General features: G+C 73.3%; 15 protein-coding genes and 1 pseudogene. 13 read left to right on the plus strand and 3 right to left on the minus strand.

Going from position 1 to position 11,298, the window contains the following annotated elements:
- Both VF468_15025 and VF468_15030 read left to right on the plus strand, forming a co-directional pair.
- Positions 1-258, plus strand: a 258-nt coding sequence (locus tag VF468_15025) for a hypothetical protein (protein ID HEX5879606.1), incomplete at its 5' end; no start/stop codon positions are given.
- Positions 259-346: 88 nt separating this feature from the next.
- Entirely contained in the window at positions 347-1,354 is a 1,008-nt protein-coding gene (locus tag VF468_15030; GenBank protein HEX5879607.1) for a phosphatase domain-containing protein, read from the plus strand.
- Positions 1,355-1,368: 14 nt separating this feature from the next.
- On the opposite strand, the gene VF468_15035 is transcribed toward VF468_15030, so the two are convergent.
- Together VF468_15035 and VF468_15040 are read right to left on the minus strand one after the other, a co-directional pair.
- A complete protein-coding gene (locus tag VF468_15035) occupies positions 1,369-2,571 on the minus strand; it encodes a cysteine desulfurase-like protein (protein HEX5879608.1) in 1,203 nt (400 codons plus the stop codon).
- 4 nt (positions 2,572-2,575) lie between these two features.
- Positions 2,576-3,547, minus strand: coding sequence for an aldo/keto reductase (locus VF468_15040; protein HEX5879609.1), 972 nt, complete (start codon positions 3,545-3,547; stop codon positions 2,576-2,578).
- A gap of 53 nt (positions 3,548-3,600) precedes the next feature.
- Here VF468_15040 and ffh point away from each other — a divergent pair, with 53 nt between their 5' ends.
- The 11 genes and pseudogenes from ffh (at position 3,601) to VF468_15095 (ending at position 10,705) form a co-directional block, all read left to right on the plus strand.
- Positions 3,601-4,932, plus strand: coding sequence for a signal recognition particle protein (gene ffh / locus VF468_15045; protein HEX5879610.1), 1,332 nt, complete (start codon positions 3,601-3,603; stop codon positions 4,930-4,932).
- Positions 4,933-5,027: 95 nt separating this feature from the next.
- Positions 5,028-5,267: pseudogene (rpsP, locus tag VF468_15050) on the plus strand (30S ribosomal protein S16).
- A gap of 105 nt (positions 5,268-5,372) precedes the next feature.
- On the plus strand, positions 5,373-5,609 hold the full coding sequence (locus VF468_15055) for a KH domain-containing protein (protein ID HEX5879611.1): 237 nt from the start codon (positions 5,373-5,375) through the stop codon (positions 5,607-5,609).
- A gap of 2 nt (positions 5,610-5,611) precedes the next feature.
- Positions 5,612-6,187: a ribosome maturation factor RimM gene (gene rimM / locus VF468_15060; GenBank protein ID HEX5879612.1), complete on the plus strand. Its 576-nt coding sequence runs from the start codon at positions 5,612-5,614 to the stop codon at positions 6,185-6,187.
- Between the two features lie 5 nt (positions 6,188-6,192).
- On the plus strand, positions 6,193-6,900 hold the full coding sequence (trmD, locus tag VF468_15065; GenBank protein ID HEX5879613.1) for a tRNA (guanosine(37)-N1)-methyltransferase TrmD: 708 nt from the start codon (positions 6,193-6,195) through the stop codon (positions 6,898-6,900).
- 78 nt (positions 6,901-6,978) lie between these two features.
- Positions 6,979-7,335 carry a 50S ribosomal protein L19 gene (gene rplS / locus VF468_15070; GenBank protein ID HEX5879614.1) on the plus strand — a complete coding sequence of 119 codons (357 nt, stop codon included), beginning with the start codon at positions 6,979-6,981 and terminating at the stop codon, positions 7,333-7,335.
- Positions 7,336-7,354: 19 nt separating this feature from the next.
- Entirely contained in the window at positions 7,355-8,083 is a 729-nt protein-coding gene (lepB, locus tag VF468_15075; protein ID HEX5879615.1) for a signal peptidase I, read from the plus strand.
- A gap of 26 nt (positions 8,084-8,109) precedes the next feature.
- Complete coding sequence (locus VF468_15080) at positions 8,110-8,760, plus strand: ribonuclease HII (GenBank protein HEX5879616.1); 651 nt, start codon at positions 8,110-8,112, stop codon at positions 8,758-8,760.
- A complete protein-coding gene (locus VF468_15085; GenBank protein HEX5879617.1) occupies positions 8,757-9,053 on the plus strand; it encodes a DUF2469 domain-containing protein in 297 nt (98 codons plus the stop codon). Before VF468_15080 ends, VF468_15085 begins: the two co-directional genes overlap by 4 nt.
- A gap of 72 nt (positions 9,054-9,125) precedes the next feature.
- Entirely contained in the window at positions 9,126-9,248 is a 123-nt protein-coding gene (locus VF468_15090) for a hypothetical protein (protein HEX5879618.1), read from the plus strand.
- A gap of 71 nt (positions 9,249-9,319) precedes the next feature.
- Complete coding sequence (locus VF468_15095; GenBank protein ID HEX5879619.1) at positions 9,320-10,705, plus strand: LCP family protein; 1,386 nt, start codon at positions 9,320-9,322, stop codon at positions 10,703-10,705.
- 48 nt (positions 10,706-10,753) lie between these two features.
- Here VF468_15095 and VF468_15100 read toward each other — a convergent pair.
- Positions 10,754-11,298: hypothetical protein (locus VF468_15100; protein HEX5879620.1), on the minus strand; the 545-nt coding region annotated here is incomplete at its 5' end.

Here is an 11,298-nt window from a genome sequence, read left to right on the forward strand (position 1 = left end):
ATGCGCGGCCAGCAGGTGGCGCCGTTCGTGACCTACGGCCCCGACGGCCGGCCGGCCCAGGTGTTCGCCTCCAACGGCCGGTCGTTCGTCAGCTCCCAGACGCACTGGTACCGCCTGGCCGAGGGCCGCATCGTCGGCCACGCCGCCGACCGCGACGACCTCGGCCAGGCCCGCCAGCTCGGTTGGGTTCCGCCCACCCCGGCCTTCCTGCTTCGCTCGACCCTGGCCGGGCGCCGCCTGCGCCGCGCCACCCCCTGACCCCGGCCCACCGGGACGGTTCGGCCAGGTGGTCGGCATGGTCCCTCCCAGGGTCCGATCCAGGGCCCGGGCAGGCTACCGTAGGGTCATGACAGGGTTCCGCAGGCGCCGGCACGTCGAGCTGCAGGCCTTCCGTGGCTACGGCACCCCGACCCGCCTGTGGCTGCGCGGGCGGGTGCTGCGCTCGACCGGGCTGGTCCGGTCCCGGCTCGGCGACTCGGTGGTCGACAACCTGCGCAACATGTTCCACCGGTTCGAGAGCGACGAGGTCCCGGGGGCCCTGGTGGCGGCCAGGGCGGCCCTGGGCGAGGAGGCGCGGGTCCGGGCCGACGAGGAGGGCTACTTCGACGTCGCCCTCGACCTGCCCCGGCCGCTGGACGACCCGCGGGTCTGGGAGCCGGTCGAGCTGAAGCTGCTGGAGCCGGTCGCGCCGGCCGGGGCCACCCACGCCACCGGCCAGGTCCTGATCCCCAGGGACCCCCAGTTCGCGGTGGTCAGCGACCTGGACGACACCGTGCTGCACTCGCACGCCACCAGCCTGTGGCAGATGGCCAAGCTGACCCTGCTCCACAACGCCCACACCCGGCTCCCGTTCGAGGGCGTGGCCGGGTTCTACCAGGCGCTCCAGCGCGGCCGCGACGGCGAGGCCTACAACCCGGTGTTCTACGTGTCCAACAGCCCCTGGAACCTCTACGACCTGCTGGAGGACTTCCTGGGCGTGCACGGCATCCCCCGCGGGCCGCTGCTCCTGCGCGACTGGAGCCTGCGCACCCTCAAGGCGGGGGAGCCCCACAAGCTCGCCGCCATCGAGGGGCTGCTCGACGCCTACCCCGGCCTCCAGGTGGTCCTGATCGGCGACAGCGGCGAGCGCGACCCGGAGATCTACCGCCAGGTGGTCCTGGGCCACCCGGGCCGGGTCCTGGCGGTGTACGTCCGCGACGTCGCCCCCCAGCGCCACGCCGCCGTGCGGTCGATCGCCGCCGAGCTGGCCGGCCACGGGGTCGACCTGATCTTCTCGCCCGACACCGAGGCGGCCCGCCGCCACGCCCTCGATCGCGGCCTGATCGTGGCCGCCGCCCTCCCCGGCGGCGTCTGAGCCGGGCGGGCGGCTCAGCCCAGCTCGGCCACGCCCTCCAGCAGGCGGTCGACGTCCTCCCGGTCGTTGTAGTGGACGAGGCCGGCGCGGACGGCGCTGCCGGCGTCGCGGATGGCCAGGGCGCCGGTCAGCTCCCAGGCGTAGTTGTGGCCGTTCCAGACGTTGACCTGGCGGGCGGCCAGGTGCTCGGCGACCTGGAGGGGGGTCCGGCCGGCGACGGTGAAGTAGGCGGTGGCGGTCCGCCGGGCCGCCTTGCCGTAGGTGGTCACGTGGCCCATGGCCTCCAGCCCCCCGAGCAGCCGCCCGAACAGCTCCAGCTCGTAGGCCTCGGCGGCGGCCATGGAGGCCAGCACCCGCTGGCGGCGGGGGCCGGCGGCGGCCGGGTCGAGGGAGGCCAGGTGGCCGACGGCGGCCACCACCCCGGCGAAGTCGGCGAACGGCGAGGTGCCCTGCTCGAACCGTTCCGGCACCTGGTCGGAGGACGAGGCCAGCTTGTCGGGGCGGAGCGTCTCCAGCAGGGCCGGGTCGGCGACCACGGCCCCGACGTGCGGCCCCGACCACTTGTAGGCGCTGGTGGCGTAGAAGTCGGCCCCGAGGGCGGCCGCGTCCACCGGGCCGTGGGCGGCCGCGTGGACCCCGTCGACGTAGGTGCGGGCCCCGGCGGCGTGGGCCCTGGCGCAGATCGCGGCCACGTCGGGCCGGGTGCCGAGCACGTTGCTGGCCGCGCTGACCGCGACCAGCCGGGTCCGCTCGGTGACGAGCCCGTCGTACTGGCCGGCCGGGAGCTCGCCGGTGGCCAGGTCGACCTCGGCCCAGCGGACCACCGCCCCCACCCGGGCCGCGGCCTGCACCCAGGGCCGGACGTTGGCGTCGTGGTCGAGCCGGGACACGACCACCTCGTCGCCGGGCGCCCAGCCGGCGGCCAGCGCGGTCGCCAGCCGGTAGGTGAGGGTGGTCATGTTCGGCCCGAGGACGACCCCGTCCGGCTCGCCGCCGACCAGGTCGGCGACGGCCCGGCGGCACTCGGCGACGATCCCGTCCGAGCGCCCGCTGGCCGGGAAGGCCCCGCCCACGTTCCCGATCCCGGCCCGGTAGGCCCCGGCGATCGCCTCGATCACCACCCCCGGCACCTGGGTCCCGGCGGCCCCGTCCAGGTAGGCGTACCCGTCGGCCAGGGCCGGGTACAGCGCCCGGACCCGGCCGACGTCAAAGGTCACGGCCTCACCACGCGTACGCCTCGGGGGCGGGGCCGCCGGGGCCCGGCCAGATCTGGTCGAGACGCTCCAGCGCCTTGTCGTCCAGCTCGACCTCGAGGACGCGCAGCGACTGCTCGAGCTGCTCCATGGTCCGGGGGCCGATGATCGGCCCGGTCACGCCCGGCTGGCGCAGCAGCCAGGCCAGGGCCACGTCGGCGGGCCGCTCGCCCAGCTCGTCGCAGAACGCCTCGTACTCCTCGACCTGCGGGCGGTACTGCTCCAGCCGCCTGCGCTGCTGCTCGCCGACGGCGCGGCCCTCGGAGGCCTTGCGCAGCGCCCCGCCGAGCAGCCCGCCGAACAGCGGGCTCCAGGGGATCACCCCGACCCCGTAGTCGCGGCAGGCCGGCAGCACCTCCAGCTCGATCGAGCGCTGGGCCAGGTTGTAGAGCGACTGCTCGCTGACGAGCCCGAGCGAGCTCCGCCGCCGGGCGGCCTCGTTGGCCTTGACGATGTGCCAGCCGGCGAAGTTGGAGGAGCCCACGTACAGCACCTTGCCCTGCTGGACGAGCAGGTCCATGGCCTGCCAGATCTCGTCCCAGGGCGTGTCCCGGTCGACGTGGTGCATCTGGTACAGGTCGATGTGATCGGTCTGCATGCGGCGCAGCGAGCCCTCGCAGGCCCGGCGGATGTTCAGCGCCGACAGCTTGTTCTCATTGGGCCAGTCGCCCATGGACCCGAAGACCTTGGTCGCCAGCACCACCTTGTCCCGCCGCCCGCCGCCCTTGGCGAACCAGCGGCCCAGGATCTGCTCGGTGACGCCCTCGCCCATCTTCCAGCCGTAGACGTTGGCCGTGTCGAAGAAGTTGATGCCCTCGTCCAGGGCCCGGTCCATGATCGCGCCCGAGTCCTCCTCCGAGGTCTCCGGGCCGAAGTTCATCGTCCCCAGGCACAGCCGGCTGACCAGCAGCCCGGTCCTTCCAAGATGGGTGAGCTCCATCCAACACCTCCGGCGGCGCGGCGGCCTTCCCGGCGGCCGCATATGCTTGATCCATGTTCGATACCCTCTCCGACCGCCTGCAAGACACCTTCACCCGCCTGCGTGGCCACGGGCGGCTGTCCGAGGCCCAGGTGGACGCGGCCCTGCGCGAGGTCCGGCTGGCCCTGCTGGAGGCGGACGTCAACTTCAAGGTGGTGAAGGACTTCATCGCCCGGGTGCGCGAGCGGGCGGTGGGGGAGGAGGTCACCCGCAGCCTCACCCCGGCCCAGCAGGTGGTCAAGATCGTCCACGAGGAGCTGGTCGTCACCCTGGGCGAGCGCAACGTGCCGCTCCAGTGGTCGCCGCGGCCGCCGACGGTGCTGCTGATGGCCGGCCTGCAGGGCTCGGGCAAGACCACCACCGCGGCCAAGCTGGCCCGCTGGCTGTCCGGCAAGGGCCGCAAGCCCCTGCTGGTCGCCTGCGACCTGCAGCGCCCGGCGGCCGTGAAGCAGCTCCAGGTGCTGGGGGAGCAGGTCAAGGTGCCGGTGTTCGCACCCCACCCGGGCGGGCCGGACGCCGACCCGGTGCCGGTCGCTCTCGGCGCCCGCGACGAGGCCGAGCGGACCGGCCGCGACGTGGTGATCGTCGACACCGCCGGCCGGCTGGCCATCGACGCCGAGATGATGGCCCAGGCGGCCGCCATCCGCGAGGCCGTCCAGCCGACCGAGGTGCTGCTGGTGGTCGACGCCATGACCGGCCAGGACGCGGTGGCCACGGCCCAGGCCTTCCAGGAGGGCGTGGACGTCACCGGGTTCGTCCTGACCAAGCTCGACGGCGACGCCCGGGGCGGCGCCGCCCTGTCGATCCGGTCGGTGACCGGGCGGCCGATCAAGTTCGCCGCCACCGGCGAGAAGCTGGCCGACTTCGACGCCTTCCACCCCGACCGCCTGGCCGGGCGGATCCTGGGCATGGGCGACGTGCTCACCCTGATCGAGCGGGCCGAGGAGCAGATCGACCGCGAGCAGGCCGTGCAGATGGAGCGCAAGCTCCGCGAGGCCACCTTCACCCTCGAGGACTTCCTCGACCAGCTCCAGCAGGTCAAGAAGATGGGTCCCCTCAGCCAGGTCCTTGGCATGCTCCCGGGCATGAGCCAGCAGCTCAAGGGGGTCGAGGTCGACGACCGCGACGTGGCCAGGGTGGAGGCGATCATCCGCTCCATGACCCCGGGCGAGCGCAACAACCCCAAGATCCTCAACGGCTCGCGCCGGGCCCGCATCGCCCGCGGCTCGGGCACCACCACCCAGCAGGTCAACGCCCTCCTCAAGCAGTTCGAGGAGGCCCGCCGGATGATGAAGCAGCTGTCGGGCATGACCCCGAAGAAGCTGCGCCGGATGGGCCTGCGCTAGACTGCCTCGGTCCCGGAGCCAGACAGGCACACGACGGGGAACGGCAGACCTCCCGGGACGGGCGGGCCGCCCCGAGACAGGAGCACTCCCACACCATGGCCGTGAAGATCCGCCTGATGCGCATGGGCGCCAAGAAGGCCCCGTTCTACCGGGTCGTCGTCGCCGACTCGCGCAGCCCCCGCGACGGGCGCTTCCTCGAGAACCTCGGCGTCTACCACCCCAACAACGAGCCGTCCAAGGTCGAGATCGACACCGAGAAGGCGTCGGCCTGGCTGGCCAAGGGCGCCCAGCCGACCGAGGCCGTGGCCAAGCTGCTGGCCATCGCCGGAGTCGAGGGCATGGCCGAGCGCCAGCAGGCCGCCAAGGAGCTGCGGGCCACCGTGGCCAAGGCCAAGGCCGAGCCCAAGAAGGCCAAGGCCAAGGGCAAGAAGTAGCCGGCCATGCGTGACGTCGTCGTCTACCTGGCCAGGGCGCTGGTCGACGACCCGGACCGGGTCACCGTCGAGGAGCTGCCCGGCGCCCGCGGCGTCACCTACGAGGTCCGGACCGCCCCCGACGACGTCGGCAAGCTGATCGGGCGGGGCGGCCGCACCGTCAAGGCCCTGCGCCGGGTCGTCAAGGCGGCCGCCCCCAAGGGCCACCGGGTCGAGGTCGAGGTCCTCGCCGAGGGCGAGTGAGCGTGTCCGCTCCAGAGCGCCTGGTCGTCGGGCGCGTGCTCCGGCCCCACGGGGTGCGGGGGGAGCTGTCGGTCGAGGTGCTGTCGGACGCTCCCGACCGGTTCGCCCCCGGGGCCGAGCTGGGCGTTGGCGACCCCGACGGCCCGGGGCCGCTGGCGCCGGTCGTGGTCCGGGCGGCCCGCCTCCACCTGGGCCGGCTGCTGCTCAGCCTCGAGGGGATCGAGGACCGCGACGCCGCCGACCGCTTCCGCGGTGCCTGGCTGTCGATCCCGGTCGCCGACGCCCGCCCGCTCGACCCCGGCGAGTTCTGGCCCCACCAGCTGGTCGGCCTGGCCGTGGTCGACCGCCAGGGCCGCGAGCGGGGGCGGGTCGCCGACGTCGTCCCCGGCGCCGCCCACGACCTGCTCTCGGTCGAGCTGCCGGGCGGCGGCAGCGCCCTGGTCCCGGCCGTGGCCGCCCTGGTCACCGTCGAGCTGGACGAGGGCCGGGTCCTGGTCGACGCCGTCCCCGGGCTCCTCGGCGATCCGCCGGAGGGGTCCGGGGAACCCCGAGGGGGTGCCCCGGTGAATCGGGAGTAACGCCCGTGCTGATCGACATCGTCACCATCTTCCCCGGGTTCTTCGCCTCCCCGCTGGCCACCGGCCTGCTCGGCAAGGCGGGGGAGCGGGGGCTGGTCGAGGTCCGCCTGCACGACCTGCGCGACTGGGCCACCGACCGCCACCGCAGCGTCGACGACGCCCCGTTCGGCGGCGGCGCCGGCATGGTCATGCTGCCCGGGCCCTGGTTCGACGCCCTCGACGCCCTGGAGGCCGAGGGACCGGCCCGGGTCGTGCTGCTCGCCCCCGACGGCCGCCGCTTCGACCACGGCGTCGCCCAGCGGCTGGCCGCCGAGCCCCGGCTGATCCTCTGCTGCGGCCGCTACGAGGGCATCGACGAGCGCGTCCGCACCCGCGTCCACGAGGTGCTGTCCATCGGCGACTTCGTGCTCGCCGGCGGCGAGACGGCCGCCCTGGTCGTCCTGGACGCCGTGGCCCGCCTCGTCCCCGGGGTGATGGGCAACGCCGCCTCGGCCGCCGACGAGTCGTTCGCGGCCGGCCTGCTGGAGTACCCGCAGTACACCCGCCCGGCCGTCTACCGGGGCCTGGAGGTCCCGGCCGTGCTCCGTTCCGGCGACCACGGGGCGGTTGAGCGCTGGCGCCGCGCCCAGGCCCTCGACCGGACCCGCCGGCTCCGCCCCGACCTGCTGGAACAGACCGGGGACGACCCCGAGGGACCGCAGCCCGCCGGCTGAATCTGTTACTCTCGGGTCAACGCGGGCCGCGCGACGCTGCCCTTTCGCGTTCTCAGCTTTCAAGGAGTCTCATCCATCATGCAGATCACCGACGTGGTCGAGCGCGCGCAGCTGCGCGACGATCTGCCCGACTTCCGCCCCGGCGACACCGTCAAGGTGCACGTCCGCGTGGTCGAGGGGAGCCGGGAGCGGATCCAGGTCTTCCAGGGCTTCGTCCTGCGCCGCCAGGGCGGCGGCCTGCGGGAGACGTTCACCGTCCGCAAGGTCTCCTTCGGCGTCGGCGTCGAGCGGACCTTCCCGGTGCACTCGCCCAGCATCGCCAAGGTCGAGCTGGTCACCCGGGGCGACGTCCGCCGGGCCAAGCTCTACTACCTGCGCGAGCGGACCGGCCGGGCGGCGAAGATCAAGGAGAAGCGCAGCCCCGCCCGGACGTGATCCGGGGAGGCCGGCTCCCTTGAGCAGAACCAGCGACGAGCGCGGGAAGCTCGGCGGCCGGGTCGACCCCCCGGCCCCGCCCGACGCGCGCGCCCCCGAGCCCGAGACGCCGCCGTACCACAAGGAGGACGAGCGGCAGCCGGGGTTCCTGGCCGTCGTCCGCGAGACGGTGGTGCTGGTCGCCCTGGCCGTCCTGCTGGCCGTGGTCTTCAAGACCTTCCTGGTCGCGGCCTTCTACATCCCGTCGGGGTCGATGGAGTCGACCCTCAACGTCTCCGACCGGGTGCTGGTCGAGAAGGTCTCCTACCGCTTCGGCGACGTTCAGCACGGTGACGTGGTCGTGTTCGTCCGCGAGGAGGCGGGCGTCGAGGCCACCGGCCCGAGCAACCCGATCGCCGGCTTCTTCTCCAGCCTCGGCCAGGCCGTCGGCGTGGTCCCACCCTCGGACCGCGACTTCATCAAGCGGGTCGTCGGCCTGCCCGGCGACACCATCTCCTGCCGCAGTGGCCAGCTGGTCCGCAACGATCAACCCGTCACCGAGCCCTATCTCGACCAGGGCACCCAGACCGACAACTGCGACAAGGAGATCACGGTCGGCCCTGGCCAGCTGTTCGTGCTGGGCGACAACCGCGGCAACTCCCAGGACTCCCGGCTCTTCGGCCCGATCGAGCGCGACGCCGTGGTCGGGCGGGCGTTCGTGCGCATCTGGCCCCTCAACCACATCGGCTGGCTCAGGCGCGACCGCTGACGCCACCCGCCGTTACACTCCTGCCGATGTTCGCCACCGCCACCGCCCTGTTCGAGGACCGGCTGCGCGACGTCGGCTTCGGCCGGGTCGCAGGGGTCGACGAGGCCGGCCGCGGCGCTCTCGCCGGGCCGCTGGTCGCCGCCGCCGTCATCCTGCCGCGGAACTGCCCCATCGAGGGGCTGGCCGACTCCAAGCTGCTCACCCCCGAGCGCCGCCGGGTCCTGGCCGCCCAGATCCACCAGCACGCGCTGGCCGTGGCCGTGGTCCGCATCGGGCCCGACACGATCGACCGGGTCGGGCTCCAGCGGGCCAACATCGCCCTGCTGGCCAGGGCGCTGCGGGAGCTGGAGGGCGGCTACGACTACGCCCTGGCCGACGGCTTCCCCCTGCCCCGCATGCCGGCCCCGGTCCTCGGCGTCAAGAAGGGCGACCAGGTGGCCACCTGCGTGGCCGCGGCCAGCATCATCGCCAAGGTGAGCAGGGACAAGATCATGACCACGGCGGCCCGCCGCTACCGGGGCTACGGCTTCCAGCGGCACAAGGGCTACGGCACCGACGAGCACTGGGCCGCCCTGCGCCGGCTCGGCCCCTCGGCCTACCATCGCTACTCCTTCACCGGCGTGGCCGCGCCGTGGGCGGACAACCAGGAACATCAGGAAGAGGGGGAGTGTCGATGAGCGCCGAGGATCTCGAGCGCTACGAGGCCGACATGGAGCTGCAGCTCTACCAGGAGTATCGGGACGTGCTGGGGATGTTCCAGTACGTCATCGAGACCGAGCGCCGCTTCTATCTGGCCAACAAGTTCGACCTCCAGATGCGCAACGAGGACGGCGACACCTACTTCGACATCACCCTGCACGACGCCTGGGTGTGGGACATGTACCGCCCGGCCCGCTTCGTCACCAGGGTCCGGGTGGTCACCTTCAAGGACGTCAACATCGAGGAGCTCATCCGCAAGGAAGAGCTGTGACGGGGGTCCGGGGCTCAAGAAGCGAAGCGTAGCTCCCGGCTGAACGAGGCGATCCGGCGGAACGGGGCATCCATGGGGTTCAACGCGACCCGGCGGTACCGGGACAAGAAGACGGTCGACATCGCGCTGCTGGTCGCCGCCATCCTGATCGTCCTGGCCCTGCTGGGCTGGGTGTTCGCCGCGGGCGGGAGCTAGGCGTCCGGCACGTGGTAGCGTGCCGGCTCATGGTACGAACCTCTCGGGCCGCCCGCGCCCGGGCTCGGCGGATGCGCAGGCGGCTCCTGGTGGGGTGCAGCCTGCTCCTGGTGTTCCTGGTCGTGGCGACCACGGCCGGGTACGGCTACGTGCACTACCGCTTCGGCCAGATCCCCTCGGTGGACGTCCCGGGGCTGCACGAGTCGACCAGCGGCCGCCCCTACAACATGCTCGTGGTCGGCTCCGACTCCCGCGAGAGCCTCGACGACGCCGACGGCGGCCGCTACGGCGACGTCGGCGGCCAGCGCAACGACACCACCCTGGTGGTGAGGGTCGAACCGGCCCGCAGGCGCGTCTCCATGCTGTCCATCCCCCGCGACCTGGTCGTCCCGATCGCCGGCACCGGCGACGAGAACCGCATCAACGCCGCCTTCCAGGGCGGTCCGGGCCAGCTGGTGAAGACGATCGAGCAGAACTTCGGCATCCCCGTCCACCACTACGTGCTGATCGACTTCGACGGCTTCCGGGCCATCGTGGACGCGCTCGGCGGCATCAACGTCCGCTTCCCCTACCCCTCCCGGGACCTCAAGTCCGGCCTGGACATCCGCGAGGCCGGCTGCCGCCACCTCAACGGCGGCCGTGCCCTCGCCCTCGCCCGCAGCCGCTACTTCGCCTACCAGCTGGACGGCGTGTGGCACAGCGACCCGTGGGCCGACCTGGGCCGCATCCGCCGCCAGCAGGCGTTCCTCCAGGCGCTGGTGAAGGCGGCCCTCGACAAGGGCCTGACCAACCCGGTCCGGGCCAACGCCTTCGTCGGCTCCCTGGTCCACGAGGTCACCAAGGACAGCGGCCTGCGGGTCAGCGACGTCATCCGCACCGGCGCCGCCTTCCGCTCCTTCAGCCCCTCCAAGCTGGCCACCTACACCGTGCCGGTCACCGTCCCCAGCGACCATCCCCTCGGCGACGTCCTGCTCCTCAAGCAGCCCGACACCGACACCGTGGTCGGCCGCTTCCTCGGCCGCGCCACCCCGGCCCCCGGCGCCACCCCCGGCGCTGCCGCCCCCGCCAGCACCCAGGTCACCGTCCTCAACGCCCTCGGCACCACCGGCCTGGCCGCCACCACCGCCACCAAGCTCCGCACCTCCGGCTACCAGATCGCCACCGTCGGCAACGCCCCCTCCGCCGACCTCGCCCGATCCCAGATCAGCTACGCCCCCGGCCGCCTCGCCGACGCCAAGACCCTCGCCGGCACCCTCCTCGGCGGCGCCCGCCTCATCGAGGACCCCACCCTCGCCCCTTCCCACCTCACCCTCATCCTCGGCCCCGGCTTCACCGGCATCCGCCCCCTGACCGAGGGTGGGCCGGCCACAACCACCGGTTCGGACACAAAGGCCAAGAAGAAGAAGGCGGAGAAGGCCGTTCCGGACCTGCGGCCCTACGACCCACGGCCCTGCTGAGACCGTCACGGCGGGGTCGGGGGCCTGGCGGCTGGAGTTCCGGGGGAACTAGGCGGACCCTCGGCCCCGATGTCGCAGCCCGCGCAGCTTCAGCACCGGCCTGCTGAGCCTGAGCCGCTGCTGCACCGACAGCCTGGCCCCACCAGCCCCGGGTTCCCGACTCACACCCGCCCCCGGACCCACGCCCGCCCCCGGACCGGTTTCGCCGACCCAGTCGCCGAGGGCGGCCGCCAGCAGGCCGCTGAGCCGGGGGACGTCCTGGACCAGCATCCGGAACGTCCCGACGCAGCTGTCGCCCTGCCAGACGCTCAGCACCACCAGGTCCCGCTCCGGATGCCAGGTGACGCGCAATCCGGCCCCGCGTTCGTCGAGGAACACATCCCGGCGGGACGACAACGCTCCCATGTTCTCCACGGGCCTAGCGTGGGCGCTCCCGGCCCCGGTTTCAAGACCTCCGCCGCAGCGCCCGGCCAGCCACTCGGTCGCGGCCTCCAGCACCGGGCCGGCCGAGGTGGCGTACCGGGTCCAGTCGGTCGTCACCGGCTCGTCGGGCCGGGGGCGCGACCCGTGCCGTCGACCCCGATCCCCTCGGT

Source organism: Actinomycetota bacterium (assembly GCA_036280995.1).
GTDB lineage: Bacteria > Actinomycetota > CALGFH01 > CALGFH01 > CALGFH01 > CALGFH01.